The 18,630-nt window shown below is 57.5% G+C and carries 19 protein-coding genes; 10 read left to right on the forward strand and 9 right to left on the reverse strand.

Annotated elements, in window-relative coordinates; translation table 11 throughout:
* The 5 genes from Q0C48_RS11885 to Q0C48_RS11905 form a co-directional block, all read right to left on the reverse strand.
* Nucleotides 1–1,023 (reverse strand): histidine kinase dimerization/phospho-acceptor domain-containing protein (locus Q0C48_RS11885; RefSeq protein WP_291524619.1); only part of this gene is annotated, 1,023 nt, incomplete at its 3' end.
* On the reverse strand, nt 1,020–1,763 hold the full coding sequence (locus Q0C48_RS11890; protein WP_291524621.1) for a response regulator: 744 nt from the start codon (nt 1,761–1,763) through the stop codon (nt 1,020–1,022). The genes Q0C48_RS11890 and Q0C48_RS11885, both read right to left, overlap by 4 nt.
* Nucleotides 1,764–1,781: 18 nt before the next feature.
* The gene (locus Q0C48_RS11895) at nt 1,782–2,339 is read right to left on the reverse strand and encodes a Spy/CpxP family protein refolding chaperone (protein WP_291524623.1); all 558 of its coding nucleotides are present in this window, start codon (nt 2,337–2,339) and stop codon (nt 1,782–1,784) included.
* 277 nt (nt 2,340–2,616) lie between these two features.
* Nucleotides 2,617–2,787, reverse strand: a complete 171-nt coding sequence (locus Q0C48_RS11900) for a CsbD family protein (protein WP_291524625.1) — start codon at nt 2,785–2,787, stop codon at nt 2,617–2,619.
* A gap of 225 nt (nt 2,788–3,012) precedes the next feature.
* Nucleotides 3,013–3,174: a DUF1328 domain-containing protein gene (locus Q0C48_RS11905; protein ID WP_291524627.1), complete on the reverse strand. Its 162-nt coding sequence runs from the start codon at nt 3,172–3,174 to the stop codon at nt 3,013–3,015.
* A gap of 388 nt (nt 3,175–3,562) precedes the next feature.
* Between Q0C48_RS11905 and Q0C48_RS14720 the strand changes: the two genes are divergently transcribed.
* Nucleotides 3,563–3,841, forward strand: a complete 279-nt coding sequence (locus Q0C48_RS14720) for an XRE family transcriptional regulator (RefSeq protein WP_366937050.1) — start codon at nt 3,563–3,565, stop codon at nt 3,839–3,841.
* Nucleotides 3,842–4,093: 252 nt separating this feature from the next.
* Here the strand turns inward: Q0C48_RS14720 and Q0C48_RS11910 are convergent, their stop codons facing one another.
* Both Q0C48_RS11910 and Q0C48_RS11915 read right to left on the reverse strand, forming a co-directional pair.
* Nucleotides 4,094–4,642 (reverse strand): hypothetical protein, encoded by a 549-nt coding sequence (locus tag Q0C48_RS11910; protein WP_291524629.1) that lies wholly within the window; start codon nt 4,640–4,642, stop codon nt 4,094–4,096.
* Between the two features lie 494 nt (nt 4,643–5,136).
* On the reverse strand, nt 5,137–6,000 hold the full coding sequence (locus Q0C48_RS11915; protein ID WP_291524631.1) for a hypothetical protein: 864 nt from the start codon (nt 5,998–6,000) through the stop codon (nt 5,137–5,139).
* Nucleotides 6,001–6,230: 230 nt separating this feature from the next.
* On the opposite strand from Q0C48_RS11915, the gene Q0C48_RS11920 reads away from it, so the two are divergent.
* The 6 genes from Q0C48_RS11920 to rmuC all read left to right on the forward strand — a co-directional run bounded on the left by Q0C48_RS11920 (nt 6,231) and on the right by rmuC (nt 14,718).
* Nucleotides 6,231–7,661 (forward strand): TolC family protein, encoded by a 1,431-nt coding sequence (locus tag Q0C48_RS11920; protein WP_291524633.1) that lies wholly within the window; start codon nt 6,231–6,233, stop codon nt 7,659–7,661.
* Nucleotides 7,658–8,788: an efflux RND transporter periplasmic adaptor subunit gene (locus tag Q0C48_RS11925; RefSeq protein ID WP_291524635.1), complete on the forward strand. Its 1,131-nt coding sequence runs from the start codon at nt 7,658–7,660 to the stop codon at nt 8,786–8,788. Before Q0C48_RS11920 ends, Q0C48_RS11925 begins: the two co-directional genes overlap by 4 nt.
* Complete coding sequence (locus Q0C48_RS11930) at nt 8,785–11,868, forward strand: efflux RND transporter permease subunit (protein WP_291524637.1); 3,084 nt, start codon at nt 8,785–8,787, stop codon at nt 11,866–11,868. The genes Q0C48_RS11925 and Q0C48_RS11930 overlap by 4 nt, the downstream gene beginning before the upstream one ends.
* An 83-nt stretch (nt 11,869–11,951) precedes the next feature.
* Entirely contained in the window at nt 11,952–12,461 is a 510-nt protein-coding gene (locus Q0C48_RS11935; protein WP_291524639.1) for a hypothetical protein, read from the forward strand.
* A 130-nt stretch (nt 12,462–12,591) separates the two neighbouring features.
* Complete coding sequence (mscL, locus tag Q0C48_RS11940) at nt 12,592–13,047, forward strand: large conductance mechanosensitive channel protein MscL (RefSeq protein WP_291524641.1); 456 nt, start codon at nt 12,592–12,594, stop codon at nt 13,045–13,047.
* Nucleotides 13,048–13,179: 132 nt separating this feature from the next.
* Nucleotides 13,180–14,718 carry a DNA recombination protein RmuC gene (gene rmuC, locus Q0C48_RS11945; RefSeq protein ID WP_291524643.1) on the forward strand — a complete coding sequence of 513 codons (1,539 nt, stop codon included), beginning with the start codon at nt 13,180–13,182 and terminating at the stop codon, nt 14,716–14,718.
* A gap of 38 nt (nt 14,719–14,756) precedes the next feature.
* Here rmuC and ispH read toward each other — a convergent pair whose 3' ends face one another.
* Nucleotides 14,757–15,707, reverse strand: coding sequence for a 4-hydroxy-3-methylbut-2-enyl diphosphate reductase (ispH, locus tag Q0C48_RS11950; RefSeq protein ID WP_291524645.1), 951 nt, complete (start codon nt 15,705–15,707; stop codon nt 14,757–14,759).
* A 239-nt stretch (nt 15,708–15,946) separates the two neighbouring features.
* Here ispH and corA point away from each other — a divergent pair, with 239 nt between their 5' ends.
* On the forward strand, nt 15,947–16,912 hold the full coding sequence (gene corA, locus Q0C48_RS11955; protein WP_291524647.1) for a magnesium/cobalt transporter CorA: 966 nt from the start codon (nt 15,947–15,949) through the stop codon (nt 16,910–16,912).
* A gap of 10 nt (nt 16,913–16,922) precedes the next feature.
* Here corA and Q0C48_RS11960 read toward each other — a convergent pair whose 3' ends face one another.
* Nucleotides 16,923–17,651 carry a 16S rRNA (uracil(1498)-N(3))-methyltransferase gene (locus Q0C48_RS11960; RefSeq protein ID WP_291524649.1) on the reverse strand — a complete coding sequence of 243 codons (729 nt, stop codon included), beginning with the start codon at nt 17,649–17,651 and terminating at the stop codon, nt 16,923–16,925.
* A gap of 67 nt (nt 17,652–17,718) precedes the next feature.
* On the opposite strand from Q0C48_RS11960, the gene Q0C48_RS11965 reads away from it, so the two are divergent.
* Nucleotides 17,719–18,162, forward strand: a complete 444-nt coding sequence (locus tag Q0C48_RS11965) for a hypothetical protein (RefSeq protein WP_291524650.1) — start codon at nt 17,719–17,721, stop codon at nt 18,160–18,162.
* A gap of 201 nt (nt 18,163–18,363) precedes the next feature.
* Nucleotides 18,364–18,630: fructose-bisphosphatase class II (locus Q0C48_RS11970; RefSeq protein WP_291524653.1), on the forward strand; the 267-nt coding region annotated here is incomplete at its 3' end.

Here is an 18,630-nt window from a genome sequence, read left to right on the forward strand (position 1 = left end):
GACGTCTATGGGTGCGGCGCCGTGGGACTGCGCATTGTCGATGAGGTTTTGCAGGGCGCGAGCCAGACCCACTTCCTGTATGGGCAGCTTCGGTAGATCCGCCGCAGGGGGGTGCCACACCACGCCAGCCTGCTGGCGCAGAACGAACATTTTGAGCCAGAGACCCAGGTCAGTCGTTACCAGTGGCTCCTGCTCACCACTGCGGGCGTAATCCAGAAACTGGTGGATAACCTTATCCATCTCCTGAATATTGGCGATAATTTCGCCACGGGCCTCCTCCTCGGCCGGCAGAAATTCGGCGCTCAGGCGCATGCGGGTAAGCGGCGTGCGCAGATCATGAGAGACCCCCACCAGCACCATCTCCCGCTCTTTCCAGAGACGATGCAAATCGCGCAGGGTTTGGTTGAAGCGTTCGGCTAGGCGCCGCAAATCGGCTGGACCGGCCTCGGGCAGATCCGCTGGTGTATCGCCACCGCGCAAACGTGCCACCCCCTGCATGAGCCGGGTGAGGGGTCGGGTCACCTGACGTACCGCCAGATACGCCCCCAGCCAGGACAGCAGCAAAATCGCCGCCAGCTTGAACCAGGGCAATGGCAGCCCCGGTGAATGAGGCATGGGCATAGCCAGCGCCAGGGTGGCATCGGGCCGAGCTAGCAGCCAGAGCACCCGGCGCTGGCCGTCCATGCCTAGTTGCGCCTGCGGCCAGCCCATGCGGTGCAGCAATTGCAGAGCATTTGCCAGTACCGGCATACGGGGCTTGTGGCCGCGCAGCGTACCGGCAGGAACGATGCGGAGCCCCTGGTGCATCAGTTCGGACGCCGCCGCCCGACGCTGGACCGGGCTAAGGCTTTCACTCAGGGTCAGGATTTGCGCCCAGTTCTGCGCCAGCAGCTCGGCCTGCGGGTTGGCCTGATAGATATTGAAAAACCAGTACACCGCGAGCTGACTCAGCAGCAGCAACCCAGCGATGATGAGAAACATACGGGTAAAAAGCGTATCCGGCCAGCAGCGCGGCTTTTTCATCCGGGTAAAGCGCCTTGTTCCCTGGGCGTAGCGTCCCCGCCGTCGGGTACCAGCACATAGCCCCGCCCCCAAACGGTCTGAATATAGTGTGGCTCGCTAGGGTCGTCTTCGACGAGGCGTCGCAAGCGCGAGATAAACACATCAATACCCCGTGCCCCCGGTGTGGTGTCGTTGCCGTGGGTCATGGCCAGCAGACGGCCCCGCGAGAGCGGTTGCCAGGGATGACTGGCCAGCGCGTGCAGAATGGAAAACTCACTGTCGGTAAGGGAGATTTTCTCGTCATTCCGCCAGAGACTGCGGCTGTCGAGAGCAAGGCGGAAGGGTCCGAAAACAAGTACCCCCGGGGTTGGATCACTACTGCGCAGATCCTGACTGCGCCGCAGGACGGCACGGATGCGGGCAACCAGTTCCTGCGGCTCAAAAGGCTTGGAAAGATAGTCATCGGCGCCCACATCAAGGCCTTGCACCCGGTCGCTGAGATCACCTCGGGCAGTCAGCATGATAATAGGCAAATGCGGTTCCTGCACCCGCAGGCGCTGACAGATGCTGAAGCCGTCTTCGCCGGGCATGAGGACGTCCAGCAAGAGCAGGTCATAGTATTCCCGCTCCAATTGGCGATCCATCTGCACGCCGGAGGCGGCGGCGTGAACGACAAAGCCCTGCCCTTCCAGGTAACGCACCAGCATAGTGCGCAGCCGGGGGTCATCATCGACCAGCAGGATTTTGCCGCCCTCCGTCATTTATTACTTACCCCAGTATTACTTACCCCAGGGTCCCCGCCTGGTCCCCATTTCCTTGTACAAGGCGGTAGCTTTCTGCCACTGCACAGGTGTCAGGATCTTATGGAGATAATTCACCTGCTGGATGCCATGTTCGAGCATCGTGGCATGATCCTTGAGGACCGCTTCCTGCAAGGGGGTGATGGCACTGCCCGACTCACCATTCAGCAACGCATCACGCAATGCGGTGTTGTGGACCAGCATATCGTGACGCCAGGTCGGCATGGCTTTTTCCTGCTGGGTGCGCCAGTTTTTCAGATCCGTTTCCTGGGCGGGGGTCAGCTTAAGGTCCACCGCATGCCGCCAGACGATGGGCATCAGCATGGGCACGGGTGCATTCCGCATCCAGCCCCCCTTGCGCATGGGGCTATGCCGCCATCCTCCTGGACAGGGATGACCGTACATCATGCCCGGTCCCATCATGGGGCCACTATTCATGGCAGGCGGGGCCTCTGCACCCGCCGCAAAGGCGGGTACTACCGCCAGCGCCATCGTTCCGACCATCAATCCAGATACTACGTGCTTAAATTTTAACATCACTCTGCTCCTCATCACTCAGGGGGAAAGGTGTACCCTTTCCGTGGCAAACAAGTTAGCGCTCCGCTCCGGTGGATACCAGCAGCAAAGTGTCAAGAATTGTGAATGGGGGTGATTGCTTGTTGCTGTTGACACGCCTGGCGGCCTACCGATAGCCCAAGGAAATACTTGGGATTTCGAACACCCGCCGAAGTGAAGACGCAGCAAATCAGAGCGTTAAACGGTAGTGTTACGTGTCAAAATTGAAACCGCCAACGCCCTTATCAAAGCGGAAAAACTACTTGGTCAACTTATCTTTCAGGTCGCCCCACTTGGACTGCACCTTACCCACCTCTTTTGTTACCTTACCCTCCGTTTCTTGCTGGCGATCTCCTGTAACCTTTCCAGCCGCCTCTTTAACAGCACCCTTTACAGTTTTCACACGACCGTTGACTTGATCTTTATTCATGACACTCTCCTTGCTTCACCATAAAAAACAAAGGTTTCTTATACCAACATCCGTATGCGAATCACCGATGCCCATGGGCAAGTTCTGCAGTGCGCGTCTTAAGTTTCATTAGTAGCGCATCAAAACCCGCGTTTTTCATGGCCACCGAGAATTTCGCACGGAGATAAAATCTTGTCGCTCACAGCGATGTAGCACAAATACAATATTTCTGAGAAGTAATCCCCTTTACAATCTGCGTCTACCCGTAATCAGCGCCACCACAAATAACACCAGGAATATGACAAAAAATATTTTTGCGATTGAGGCCGCCGCCCCTGCTATCCCAAAGAAGCCAAGCATACCTGCGATCAATGCGACAATGAAAAACACAACAGCCCAGTAAAGCATACCCCCCTCCTTAATATATATTTCGGAGAACCGATACAATCGTTTACTCATGAGATAAATTGCTTAACTGTAGTACATAGACTGAGTATAGAGCATGATTTGCCTTCCGCAAGGTCAGCCTGTAACATTTCGCTACAATTTCACCCGGGACCACGTCTTCCTTATGATTCCGCTTTCCGAGAGAATGACGGCTTCGCTGCCGAGGAACCTGGGTGTGCCCCCCAAAGCGCTATTGCTGGCTGCCTGTACCGTTTTCTGTGTGGCTTCAAGGCAGACTGGCGCAAGCGGGCATCGGTGCATAGCTGGCCGACCCTCTGGATACAGATAGCGGCCTGAGTGCCAGTCTGGCTTGGCCATTGAAATCACTCAGATCATTACCAAGCTCGGATTGACTCAAGTAGAGGCCGCCCAACGTGTGGGGACTAACCAACCCAAGGTGTCGGCGCTTTTGCGGGGAGATTTTAGTAATCTCTCCGAACGCAAGCCGATGGCCTGCCTGAATAGGCTGGGGTCGGCGAAGCTATCGCTTCTTGGCATAGACCACCATCAAAACCGGACTATCGTCAGCACTTCGGTATCACCGAATCTGAGATGCAGCCGAGAACTGAAAAAACGAAACAGGCAAACGAAGACGTTGTATACACTTCAGGCGACCCATGAATGCTGATGGCAGATATTTTTGTTTTCAGTGCCGAAAGCGAATCACTCCCGCAGAGGCGCGCTTTTGTTTCGATAAGCCGAATCGCTTCGGAGGGAGGGCTTACTGTAGAACGCACCAAATATCCTGACAATTCGGTAGGCCGGATCAGGGTAGGAAGCCGTCTGCTTTATCGATTAGGGCCAAACGACAGGAATGCAGCGTAAGCGGCCGTTTGACGGCAGAGCCGCTAGTGTTTAGAAAACCTTGATATTTTCCACTCTAATTGGACTGCATTTTTATGCATATATGAAACAATCCGTTAGATGGTTTCGTGGCCCATAGATTATATTCATTTTTTTTAAAATAAACGGTTACTGGTGGATCACCGAGATTTAAATATAACCGACCAGATTCATTGTTTCCAATCTCAAGGGTATATTTTCCTTCGCTTCCAAAAAACGAATAAAATTTAAAAAATAGCCCGATACTAAAATCTATATTGCCGCTACCATTTGATGTTACACACTCTTTTCTTTGCAGGATAAGCACAGCATCTTCTGGACGTTTGTAAGGTTGTGCGAAATTATTTTTGTTTTTTCCTTGGTTATCCAGCAACTCTTTTTTTTCTAGTTTGTTATTTTCATCTTTGATTACTGATCCATTGATATTTATAATGTTTCCATTAACAATTCCAAATTTATTTTTTTCAGCATCCTGTGGTTTATTTGTGCGTGCGATTGATCCTGGATTGCTAGTAATTATAGCGGCAACGATTGTTCCCACTGCTGTTATCACTGCCGTTATCGCTACTGCTATCTTTTTAGACATATTTTCCTTCAAAAAACATTTATACCGGGCAACAGGGGGAAGCGTACCACACGGCAAGCATGCAGCTAACTTACCCGTTCATACGTCCGCTTGCAGCATCAATCAATCGCCATCACTAACGCTCGTATATGCAATACCGAAACTATCTCCCGAGGATACCACTTTGGCGCCTTGTCCTAACATATTGCAAAAGTGGCGCTGAGGGCAATCGGATGGCGCAACCGAATGACCGCAGTCAGTCTATTACTGCCGTTCGCTCCGCAAGGTACTACAGCACCCCGTCGCCTGTAGACAAGGCCTGTCGCAAGAGACCAAAGACGGTTGCCGCCGCGCGCTTGGGCATAATACACTCGCCGCGACTGCTCTCACGCCGTCCATAGCTAGGGCCGACCCTATCCTACAAACATACTCAATCGACTATGGATCAGGGGACTAGGATGATACTATTTTGTCCGTTAACACCGCATGCGTGCTCTGCTCGCGAACAAACAGGATTAATAACTATAGGCAAGCCCGACACTCATACCGAGCAGATTGGTCGATGATGGGGGCTCCTTACCAATATACTTCGTGGCACCTTGATAAAAGGTTACAATGCCCGTCCCAGTGTAGGTAAAGTGGGTGAAATTCAAGCCGCCATAAGCATGCCATCCACCAGAAATTTTATAGTCTGCATGAATCCCTACGGTTTCTTCTCCACTGGTACCAAACCCAGAGGACCATTGGGATGTTTTGATACCTCCGCCAACAAGAGCGAGTACGCGCATGTCAGCACCGAGGACCAACCTGGCTGTCGGTGCGTACTGATACATGAGACCGGCGCCAACAAGCTCAGAATGGTAACGCTCATGAGTACCGGGAAGCTGTCTGTTCCACAATTGAAATCCACCCGCTACATATGGTGTGAGCATCATGTTATTACTAATAGAAAAACCTTTACCCAATTTTCCCAGAAAGTTCTGCGTGGTCGCCTGATCCGTTAGATCAGCGCGCCTGGCTGAGTTCGGGATGTTCGGGTTGTACACGAACCCTTTATAAGCTATCCCGGCCGAAGAATAATTGTAATTAAGCGATAAATACAGATTTTCTGTAAGGTTGTTATTCATCCCAGAGAGATTCACCGAAAATCCCGGCAGCCAACCCGATTCTGTGTCATCCATTGGAGAACTGAGAATGCCCGTTGTAGCAAAGTGCTCTTGGTAATTCATCAAGGTCCCTGTAGCGGCAATGCCGACCTCATTATTTGCCGCAACAATAGGATTCTGGCTGACATTCCAGGCGCTGCCGGCCATGGCAGAAACGGAAAACAGGGCCAGACTTGCTGCGGTCAGGGCTGCGATGGCTTTCTTGTTGATCATGCGGACATCCTTTTATTTATCCCTTAAGATAGTGTGCACGCGCTGAATCGGCCTGTAGCCAATGGTAAAAACAATACACGTCACAGAGTCAGCAAAGACTTATATAGAACATGATTCGTCTTTCGCAAGGTCAGCCCGTAACATTTCGCAACAATTTCCTCCGGGACCACATCTTCCTTATGACCCCGCTTTCCGGGAGAATGGCGGCTCCACTGCCGAGGAACCTGAGTGTGGCCCCCAAAGCGCTATTGCTGGCTGTCTGTACCGTTTTCTGTGTGGCTCAAGGCGGACTGGCGCAAGCGGGCGTCGGTGCATGGCTGGCCGACCCTCTGGATACAGATAGCGGCCTGAGTGCCAGCCCGGCCCAGCCTTGGACCACCCAAGCCACCCTGCCCAATTTACCTAAGCTCCAGGGTCTTTCTGTGGCGGAGCAGGCGCAAATCTGGACGCTCCCGCAACTCACCGCTTACGCCCTCGCCCACAACCCGCAGACCGCCGCCGCCTGGGATGGTTTGCGTGCGCAGGCGGCGAGCCTGGGGATGGCGGAAAGCGCTTGGCTACCCAGCCTGACCCTCAATACCGGTTTCAGCCGTCGGCAGGCAGTCTCCACTGTCGGTTTTACGGTGCCGGCACGCAACAGCGCTAACCCAAATCTGACCCTGAATTACACCCTTTGGGACTTTGGCCTGCGCGCCGCCAAAGTAGATGCCGCCCGCGCCCAGGAATGGGTGGCAGGCTTCACCCAGAACCAGAGCATCCAGACCGTGGCCTTCAGCGTCGCACAGGCCTATTACCAGCTCCTCGGCAATCAATCCCTATTGCTGGCCGATGAAAAGACCGTTGCGGAAAACCAGAAAAACCTGGAAGCCGCCGAGGTACTGCATCGTGCCGGGCAAGCCACCATCGGCGCCCTCTATCAGGCCCGGGCCGCCATGGCGCAGGCGCAGTCCACCCTCGCCGAGCAACGCCAGACCGTGCATAGCAGCGAGGGGTCGCTAGCCAGCACCCTGGGCCTCAGTCCTCAGACCCACCTGAAGATTGCGCATCTCAAGCTGTATCAGGAACCGCCCCAACTCCACAGCGCCGCTGAGACGCTGATGCACGCCGCCCTCACCGCCAATCCCGCTTTGCAGCAGGCGCGGGCCCAGGTCGCCGTAGCCCAGGCCAATGTCCGCAGCGCCGAGGCCAGCGGGCTGCCCAGTCTGGGGGTCAGCAGTTCCTACGGTTACGCCTTTCAGAACGGCTATCTGCCCGGCGACACCTGGACGGTGGGTTTTACCCTGACCGTACCCCTCTTCACCGGCTTCAACACCCATTATCAGATACGCCAGACGCAGGCCCTGAGGGACCAGGCCCAATCCAACCTCGCGGCCAGCCGCAGCAGCACCGAAACCACAGTCTGGCAGGATTTTCACAACTTCCAGGGCGCGGTTGCGGCCTACCCCGGCGCACAGAGCGGTCTGGAAAATGCCGGGAAGGCGCTGGAGGTGGTACAGGCCCAGTATCGGGTCGGCCAGGCTACCATTCAGGATGTCCTCCTCGCCGAATCCACTCTGGCGCAGGCGCGCTACACCCTGATTCAGAATCTGGTTAACAGTTATGTCGCCCTGGCGCAACTCAGTCAGGCCGTCGGCATGCCTTTGGGAGAGAATGCACCGTGACCCGTTCCCCTGTTGTCCTCTTGCTGCCGCTGGCAGCCCTCGCCCTGCTGTTGAGTGGTTGCCAGACCAAGGCCAAACATGAAATGCCGCCCCTGCAGGTCAGCCTCGTCAGCGCCAGTACCCGCCCCATGACCCATTATGAAGGTTTTCTGGGCACGGTGACGCCCCTGCAAACGGCGACACTCGTGCCGCAGACTTCCGGCATCCTGCAGAGCGTGCAGTTTACCGAGGGGAGCATAGTAGAGAAGGGACAAACCCTGTTCACCATCGACCCGGCACAGATGCAGGCAGCGCTCGCCCAGGCCCAGGCCAAACTGGTGGCGGATCAGGCCACAGCGCGCTACAACCGTAACATAGTGGAGCAGGACCGTCCGCTGGCGGAAAAGGATTTCATCACCCGGCAAAGCTTCGATCAGGCAGTCTCCCAGGCACAGGCCGCGACAGCGCAGGTGCAGGCTGATCAAGCCGCCCTGGAGCAGGCCCGCCTCAACCTCTCTTACACCCGCATCGTCGCCCCCATCAGCGGTCGCATCGGGCTGGCCCAGGTCAAGGCAGGCAACCTGGTCATCGCCAACCAGACACAACTGGCTACTGTCAACCAAATCGCCCCCATTACCGTGAATTTCAGCATTCCCCAGGGCTTGCTGACTGCGGCGCGGCGGGCGCAACAGCAGGCAATCCCCCTGCCGATTAACGACGAGAAGGGGGGTACCGTACTCGCTCAGGGCAAGCTCACTTTTATTGATAATAGCGTCAGTGCGGGGACCGCCACCATCAGCCTGCAGGCTACCGTACCTAACACCAACCTTGGCCTCTGGCCAGGACAGTATGTACAGGTGCAGATGCCGGTACAGCAGGTGGCGCAGGCGACGGTGCTGCCGGTGGGCGCGGTCCAGCAGGGCAGCAGCGGACCCTTTGTCTATGTGGTGCAAGATGGCAAAGCGGTGGATAAGCCGGTGCAGGTGCTCTGGGAATCGGGCACGGATGCCGTGGTACAGGGCGTAGACAAGAGTATTCGGGTGATTTTTCCGCTTCCCGCCCGCCTTTATCCGGGGGCGAAGGTGGAACTCACTGGCCCCCCTGCAGCCACCGGGTTGCATACGGGTCAGCAGAGGAAATCCGCATGAATTTCTCCGCCCTATTCATTCGCCGCCCGGTGATGACGGTCGTCCTCATTCTCGGACTAGTGCTGTACGGCATTTTTGCCTTTATGAAACTGCCGGTAGCCCTGCTGCCCAGTGTGGACTTTCCGACGGTCATGGTCGCGGCGAGTCTGCCGGGAGCGAGCCCGCAGACCATGGCCAGCGCCGTGGCTACGCCGTTGGAGAAACAGTTTTCCGCCATTCCCGGCTTGTCCTCCATGAGCTCGGTGAACAATCAGGGCTCGACGCGGGTCATCCTGCAGTTTGACCTCAGCCAGAACATTGATGTCGCCACCCAGAATGTCGAAAACGCGGTCACCCAGGCTTCCCCCCTGCTGCCGCCGGGCATACCCAGCCTGCCCTTCGTCAAGCAGCTTAACCCTTCGGCGGCACCCATCGAGTTTATTGACCTCGCCGCGCCCAATATGCCTATCTACCAGCTCAACCAGTACGCGGTAGACAAGGTAGTGCCCGCCATTTCCGGTATTCCCGGTGTCGCCCAGGTGCTGATCTTCGGCGAGCAGAATTACGCGGTCCGCATTCACGCCAACCCCTTTGCCATGCAGGCGCATGGGATATCGCTACAGGCCCTTACCCAGGCCATTTCCAGTCATAACGTCAACCTGCCGCAGGGCACAGTGCTGGGTGCGGTGCGCAATTATGCGGTGAATGTGCATGGCCAGCTCCATGATGCCCAGGCTTTCGCCGGCATGCCCATCACCTTCGCCAACGGCGCGGTGGTGCCACTCGCGAACATCGCCCAGGTCAGTAATGGCGTGGACAATGATCAGATCGCCAGTTGGATGGGGGGGCAGCGCGCCCTGATTCTCGCCGTAGTGCGCCAACCCAATGCCGACACAGTGGCCATCTCTGACGCTATCCAGAAACGCCTGCCCCTGCTGAGCGCCAGCCTGCCCGGCGGCGCCCACATGACGGTGGTGTATGACAAGGCCGACTATATCCGTTCGGCGGTGGAGGAGGTCGAAGTCACCCTGTTGCTCGCCTCCATACTGGTGGCCGGGGTGCTCTGGCTCTTCCTGCGCCGCGGCAGCCCGACCCTGATCGGCGCGCTGGCGATTCCCGCCTCCATTCTCGGCACCTTCGCCATCATTTACGCGCTGGGCTACACCCTGAATACGCTGACGCTCCTGGCGCTGACCCTGGCGGTGGGCTTTGTGGTGGATGATGCCGTGGTCATGCTGGAAAACATCGCCCGCCATGAGGAAAACGGCGAAGAGCCCTATCAGGCGGCGATCGTTGGCAGCCGCGAGATCGGCTTTACCGTGATTTCCATGACCCTGTCGCTGGCAGTGGTCTTCCTGCCTTTTCTGGTGATGGGTGGCATCATCGGTCGTTTATTTCGCGAGTTCGGCGTCACTATCGCGGTGGTCATCCTATTGTCCGGGCTGGTATCCCTTACGCTAACCCCCATGCTCTGCGCCCGCTATCTGCGGGTGAAACATCAGGGACAGAGCCGCTTCGAAAGAGGTTTCCTTAGCCTGCGCGACTGGTACGGGCGCAGCCTGCGGGTGGCGCTCAGCCATCGCGGCTGGGTGTATGGCGGGGCCTTGCTGAGCCTGCTGGCCATGATCGGACTCTTTATCCTGCTGCCCAAGGGCTTCATCCCTACCGAAGACAGCGGCATGATCATGGGCAATCTGGAATATCCCCAGGGCATTTCCTTTGCCCAACTCGAAACCACCCAGAAGGCCATCGCCGCTACCATCGGCCACAATCAAGCCGTGCAGTCCGTGATGTCCAGTGCCGGGCAAGGTGCGGGGGCCTTTGGCTCCGCCAACACCGGGCGTCTGATTATCCGCCTCAAGCCCTTGGGCGAGCGGGCGTCAGGAACCCAAGTCATTGCGGAATTGCGCCGTAGCGTCAGCCATTTTGCCGGAGTGGAAGCGAGTTTCCAGCTACCGCCTGCTATTCAGATGGGGCCGGTTTCATCGCAATCTCATTACCAATACATTCTGCAGAGCGAGGATCAGAATAGCCTGAATGTGACCGTGCCCAAACTGGTAGCAGCCCTGCGCAAAGTACCCGGGCTACAGGCCGTTAATAGTGATCTGCAATTAGCCAACCCGGAAATTGAAGTGCAAATCCTGCACCAGCGCGCCCAGGCCCTGGGAGTCACCCCTGAGGCCATCGAGCAAGCGCTGAACTTCGCTTTCGGCGGCACCCAGGTGGGCACCATCTACGCCTCCACCAATCAATACGAGGTCATTCTCGATCTGGCGCGGCAGTTTCAGGAAAATCTCGGGGCACTTTCAGCGATCACTGTGCCGGGCAGCACCGGCCTGGTGCCCCTGGCCGCATTGGCGCACTTCGCTTACGGCGTCGGACCCTTGAGTATCAGCCACTACAACGGACTGCCCAGCGTGACCATTTCTTTCAATCTGGCCCCCGGCACCTCTCTGGGCGATGCGACCCGGACAGTGCAGAACACAGCGACAAAGATATTGCCCGCGGATGTGCAGGGAGAGTTTGGTGGGTCCGCCGCGGCCTTTTCCCAGTCCACCGGCAGTCTGCCACTCTTGCTGCTGGCAACAGTGGCTCTGATCTACGCCATTCTGGCCATTCTCTATGAAGATTTCATCCATCCCCTGACCATCCTCACTGCCCTGCCCCTGGCCGGTTTTGGCGCCTTGCTGGCCCTCTGGATATTCCATCAGGAATTAGATCTGTTCAGCTTCGTCGGCATCATCATGCTGGTGGGGCTGGTTAAAAAGAACGGCATCATTATGGTGGACTTCGCCATTCACCGCCGCCGCGAAGGCGCCACGGCCGTGGACGCCATAGTCGACGCCTGTGTCACCCGCTTCCGTCCTATCATGATGACGAACCTTGCCGCAGTGCTGGGTATTCTGCCTATCGCCATTGGCATCGGGGCGGGTGCTGAGTCGCGGGTGCCGCTGGGCGTGGCCGTGGCAGGCGGCATCATCGTTTCGCAGTTCCTGACGCTCTATGTGACACCGGCATTCTATGTACTCTTTGAGGGGTGGAAGGAGCGTTGGAGGGGTAAGGTGCCTGTTTCAGAGACTGCATCTCACCGAGCGATTTAAGCGTCGCTGAGCGCTGGACTCTGCAATATCGCCAACTTGTGATATATAACGGGCGAAGACCAACTACCCGAGAGTCTCAGATCATGCCCGCAAAAATTCTTTTCCTCTTGCTCGCGCTTACCCTATCGGGCTGCGCTTCCCTGCCACCGCCTTCAACCGCTACGGCGGGAGCCGCCGCGCAAAGTACCACCTTGGCCAATCGCAATGCCGAAACCGCACAGCAACGCCTTGCCGCTGTCGCCGCCCAGCGTGGCGAGGCCGAACGGCAATTCTGCCCCAACTGGCAGCAGGCGCTGGATAACGCGCGCAGCAACTCTGTCGGTTGCGCGCAAATAGCCGTAAGCGAACAGGCCACTTGCTGGCAGGCAGTATCCCAATGGGCGCAGGAAGAGAGCCGTTATTTTCATGCCTTGGCTCCTATTTTCCAGGGCGGTGACTATGCGCCCCCGGCAACGCAGGCAGCACGTTTTTTCGACCTAGCTCAGGGTTGGGCTATTACCTGTCAGGATGGCCAAAAGGCCTGCACCGCAGCGTCTGGCCACCAGCAAATGGACCATAGCAAAAATGCCGTCAATCAATTCTGCAGGCGTTAATCAAAAATATTACAATGACGTTTCATAAGTGGCACTTATTTTCATCTTTAGGGGAACTGGTTATCCTACGAGCAATGGGGTTTTGCGCAAGCAACCCATAAATAGCCGACTATCATCAAGGGGGATCATCATGCTCAAAGCGTTCGTCAAAGATTTCAAGATATTTTTGCAACGCGGTAATGTCATTGATCTGGCCGTAGCTTTTGTTATTGGCACGGCATTTTCCGCCATTGTGACTTCATTAGTCAGCAACCTGATCATGCCGCCTATTGGTATGCTGCTCGACAAGGTCGACTTTTCCAACCTCTATATCGTGTTAAAGGAAGGTACCGTTCCCGGCCCCTACCTGACTCTGGAGGCCGCCAGGAAGGCGGGCGCCGTGACCGTGAACTACGGCCTCTTTATCACTTCACTGATCAGCTTTTTGATCATTGCGCTGGTTATTTTTTCTATTGTGCGGGTCATCAACAAGCTCTACCCCAAACCCGCTGCCGCCGTGACCACCAAAACCTGCCCTTTCTGTGCCTCTGCCATTCCCTTGGCCGCGACACGCTGTCCCAACTGCACCTCGCAACTGGAATCCTGAAACGGGGGTGCCCGGCACGGGCACCTGCCTGGCATCTCGGCCCCATTTGGTTCCCAAAGGTTAGTATGCCGTCGCTTTGACGCCCCGCTTCGCGTATTCTCAAAACAGCTCCCCTACATTCAGGACCGCCTTTTGATCTGGGAAAATCTGATATATCTCACTGTCGGCATAATGTTCGGGCTGGTTGTGGCCGGACTGGTAGCGCACAACATGATCCAGCGCCAGCAGGATATCAGCGCAGCCCTCCGGGAAGGAAAGCAAGCCATTACCGATCAGATGGATAACCTGCAGCGTGAAATAACTGCGCTGCGGCAACAGGCCCAGGAACAGCAGGAAATCCTCCGCCATGAAAGTGAAAATAGGGCCAGCGCGGAAGCGGAAAGCCGCCGCGTCCCCATCCTTGAAAACACCTTGGTGACGGAACGCAACAATGCCGCTCGCCTGCAAACAGAGTTGGCCGCACTCCAGGGCCAGTTGGCGGAACTCGGTGAACGGCTGGAGCAGGAACGCCTGCGCGGCAACGAAAAACTGGTCCTCCTGGAAGACGCCCGCCAACGCCTCGGCGATGCCTTCCAGTCCCTTTCCGCCGAAGCCTTGCGCCGTAACAATCAGTCCTTTCTGGAACTGGCGCGGGAGAATCTGGAGCGTTTCCAGGAAAACGCAAAGACCGATTGGGAGGGCCGCCAGAAGGCCGTGGGACAACTGGTGGAACCTATCCGTGAGTCCCTGGAGAAAGTGGGCACCCGCATCGACGCCATGGAAAAGACCCGCGTCGATGCCTACAGCGCCCTCAATGAGCAAATTCGCGGTCTCGTCCAGGACCACCTGCCGCGCCTGCATCAGGAGACCGCCGCGCTGGTAAAGGCGCTGCGCCAGCCCGCCGCCCGAGGTCGCTGGGGCGAAATGCAGCTCAAGCGCGTCGTCGAAATGGCGGGCATGCTGGCTTATTGCGACTTCACTGAGCAGGAGAGCGTTGCCACCGATAACGGCCAGCAGCGCCCCGATCTCGTGGTACGACTACCCGGCGGCAAGCGCATCGTCGTCGATGCCAAGGCGCCTCTGAACGCCTACCTGGAGGCCATGGAAACGGAAGATGAACAAAAGCGTGCCCATTTTCTGCACAAGCATGCCAGCGAATTACGCACCCACATGACCCAGCTCAGCAAAAAATCCTACTGGGAACAGTTCCAGCCGACCCCGGAGTTCGTCGTCCTTTTTGTACCCGGCGAAGTGTTTTTCAGCGCCGCCCTCCAGGAAGATCCGTCGCTCATCGAATACGGGGTGGAGCAGAAGGTGATCGTCGCCAGCCCCACCACGCTCATCGCCCTGCTGCGGGCGGTGGCCTATGGCTGGCGGCAGGAGTCGTTGGCCGAGAACGCCCGGGCGATCAGCGACCTCGGGAAAGAGCTCTATGACCGCCTGAGCATCCTGGCAGGGCACTGGGCGCGGGTGGGCAAGGGACTGGGGCAGGCGGTGGAGGCCTACAACAACGCGACAGGATCGCTGGAAAGCCGGGTACTGGTCTCTGCGCGCAAATTCCGCGACCTCAAAGCCGCCCCGGAAAATAAAGAGATTCCCGGCATGGAACCCGTAGAGCCGGCTCCGCGCCTCCTTCAGGCCGAGGAACTCATCGGGCTAGGCACACCCGACCACCTCGAGAATCGGCGGTAGCTTACGCAAGCCCGCCCGGAGGCGGGAAACAAAAAACGTCAGGCGTTTTCCCGCCACGTCTGTGCCTGCACCAGCGCCAATGGCAAACTGAAAGTGACCTTCTCCTCCACACCGGGCGTCTCTTTCGGAATCCTCGCACCCCAGCTCAGGAGGGTGTCGATAATCCCTTGCACCAGGCTTTCTGGCGCCGAGGCTCCGGCACTGATACCGATTTTCTCTACACCGTCAAACCATTCACGGTTTAACTGTTGGGCATCTTCAATAAGATGGGTCGGTGTCCCCAGCCGGGTACCCAATTCCGCTAAACGGCTGGAATTGGAGCTGTTCGGCGCACCCACCACCAGCAAAATATCCACGTCGGGTGCCAGCGATTTCACCGCATCCTGACGGTTCTGGGTCGCGTAACAAATGTCGTCCTTCTTCGGTCCTTCAATCAGCGGAAAACGCGCACGCAAGGCAACAATCACCTCAGCGGTATCGTCCATGCTCAGGGTCGTCTGGGTGATGTAAGCGAGCTTCTCCGGGTTGCGGGGCGCCAGGGTCGCCACATCGGCGACATTGGAGACCAGATACATCATGCCCTCCTCAACCTGACCCATGGTGCCCTCCACCTCCGGATGTCCGGCGTGACCGATGAGCACCATCTCCATGCCGTCCCGGCTGTATTTCTTGACCTCCATATGCACCTTGGTCACCAGTGGACAGGTGGCATCAAACACGCTCAGGCCCCGCGCCGCCGCATTCTGACGAACGGCAATGGGTACCCCATGGGCGCTGAAAATCACCGTCGCCGCGTCCGGCACTTCATCCAGCTCTTCGACGAAGATGGCACCACGAGCGCGCAGGTCTTCGACGACATGACGGTTATGAACGACCTCATGACGCACATAGATGGGCGCACCAAAAAGCTCCAGGGCGCGATCGACAATCTGAATCGCCCGATTGACCCCGGCGCAAAAACCACGCGGATTCGCTAACAAAATGTCCATGCTGAGATTCCCGAAATTAATCAGGTTCGATGGTCTATCCTGCCGCCCGCCCTGTCAACCACCGCAAGCTGACTATTCCGATGGGGGCTTCTGTGCGGGGCACGGGTGTAACCGCAGGTCTGAAGCGTAGTATCATGGGGTCGTCAATACCCGTCGGCGGCTCACTTTCTGCCGGAGACAGGGCTTATATCTCCGGCCGGTTTTTTAAGGCAGATCATTCCCATCTGAGGACTGAACGGATGCTCATCAACTGCGTAGTGTATAACGATGGCCGCAAACAAGCGGATATTCCTCTCGAAGAGATTTCGGTGCACTTACACCAGCCCGGTAACTTTGTCTGGGTGGCGCTGCAAGACGCCAGCGAAGAAGAATTGCGCGCCATGCAGAAGCAGTTCGGGCTGCATGAACTGGCTGTAGAGGATATCTTTAACGGGATGCAGCGGCCCAAGGTCGAGGAGTATGACGAGCACCTTTTTGTCTACCTGCAAGTGCCTGCCTACCATGGCGAGGAGGTGCATATCGGTCAGATCAGCATTTTTGTCGGACCCGATTTCGTGCTTTCGGTGCGCCAGAACTGCGAACAGACCTTGCTGGGGGTGCGCGAACGCGCGGAACGGGAACCGCATCTGCTCAAATATGGCTCTGTCTATGTGATGTATGCCCTTTCGGACGCCGTTGTGGATCTCTTCTTTCCCGTAGTAGATGTCCTGGATGATGAACTGGAACAACTGGAAACCGCCATGTTTCATAATCAGGAAACCCGCAAAAACATGGAGCGGCTCTACGATATTAAATACAAGGTCAACATGCTGCGTCACGCCCTCCTGCCCCTGGCCGATGGTTTCAGCAAACTCTACGGGGGCCGGGTTCCGGCGCTGGTGGGCGGTGCCGAAAACTACTTCCGTGATGTCCATGATCACATCATGCTGCTCAACAGCCAGTTGGATTCCATGCGCGACACCATTTCCACCGCCATTCAGGTGAATCTCTCCCTCATCACCATTGACCACGGGGAGGTCAACAAAAAACTCGCCGCCTGGGGTGCCATCCTGGTGCTCACCACCATTTTTACGGGTATCTGGGGCATGAACTTTAAGTACATGCCGGAATTACACTGGAAGTTCGGTTACCCGCTGGCTTTGCTCATCATGGCCAGTTGCGCCGTTTACCTTTATCGGCACTTCAAGAAGACGGGCTGGCTCTGACCGGGACGAATCAGAGATCGCCCCACAGCGCCTGGGCGACGGCGATAGCGGCGATGGCGGCGGTCTCCGCGCGCAGGATGCGCGGTCCCATGCGCAACAAGCGAAAGCCGTGGGCCTGCGCGGCGCCTACCTCCTCCGCTGCCAGCCCACCCTCGGGGCCACTGAGCAAGGTAATCTCCGGCCCCGGATGGTCCTTTAGGCTGACAAAACGTGCGCTGCCCTCCGGGTCCAAGACCAAGGGCGTCCCGCGCACGGCCCCCCAGGCCGCTTCCAGTGCCAGAGGCGGGGCCAACTCCGGAATCGTCGTGGCGCCACTTTGCTCACAGGCAGCAATAACCATGTCCTGCCAGCGCGCCAGACGCTTCTCCCCACGGGCTTCGCTCAGTTGCACCATCCCGTGGCGGCAGGCCACCGGCTGAATCCGCTGCACCCCGAGTTCTACCGCCTTCTGTAAACTCCAGTCCCAGCGCTCCCCCCGGGTCAGGGGCAAAAAGACCTGAATAGCCAAGGGGGAGCGCGTCACCCGCGGGCAGCGCTCGACAACCTCCAGCATGGCCGCCCCCGAAGACACCCCGGCCAGAATGGCGCGATAGACAGCACCATCGCCGTTGAACAAGGTCAGCGGCTGCCCATTGCGCGCACGCAGCACCTTGAGCAGATGATGGCTGGGGCCTGCCGGAAGCAGAAAAGGTCCGCTTTCTGGAAGGTTCGAATCAGCGTATAAATGGATGCGCGGCATAGGTTACGACATTGAGCGGGAGAACATGGGTGGGATTATATCATCGTGACGCTGGCGTGGGTGACGCATGATCAAAGACTCCGATTGCCGGCGCCCCCCGGTCTGGCAGACGCGGCCCGGCCTGGTCCCCGCCTGGATCTACAATCAGGCCCTCATTCTGCAGCACGCCGCCACTGGCCCCGTTTTCATCCCCCTGCGCTACGTCTCGATCATGGCCATCCTGCTGGAGCGGGAATGGGTGTTCTGCGACTACATCGGCGGACGGGTCGCCGTGAGCGTCTGGCACCACTTCGATCCCCGGTCCCGGGAAGACCTGCATGAGGGTGTGACTTGCCAGATGGATCTTTTCAGCCCGGAAGGAGAAGAGATACTGCGGCGCATGCCCATGGAATTTCATCAGGCCTTGAACAACGCCATCAAAAAGTCCGCCGAAAAAAGGCGGCGCCCCGCCCAGGTGATCGCGCTGGATGTCCAGCCCCGGCTGGCCCCAGACCCGGGACCAGAGACTTAAGACGCACACCGGAGACCCCGTCTATGACACCGGCAATCGATCAGCAACCGCGTTCCATACGCGCCACCCTCGACCCGCAATTGCATCCAAGTTGGGTGCGCCGGCTCGAAGCGCCCGCCGAGTTCCCAAATGCGGCCCTTTGATTTATCCTAAAAAGGATTACGTCCCCCACTGAATCCGTCACTGAAGGAAAAGAATCGCATGGCCTCCATAGGTAATCTCGCACTGTCCCTGCTTCCCGTCACTGAATCTGCGGCCCGCGCCGCCAGCGGTTGGATCGGCCGGGGTGAAAAGGAACTCGGCGATGGTGCCGCAGTGGACGCCATGCGTGCCGCCATCGCCCAGGTCCCCATGCGTGGTGTGGTGATCATCGGTGAAGGCGAAAAAGACGAAGCCCCCATGCTCTACAACGGTGAAATTGTGGGCTCCGGTACCGGCCCGGAAGTAGAGATTGCCGTCGACCCCGTC

It is taken from the genome of Acidithiobacillus sp. (genome assembly GCF_023255755.1).
GTDB lineage: Bacteria > Pseudomonadota > Gammaproteobacteria > Acidithiobacillales > Acidithiobacillaceae > Acidithiobacillus.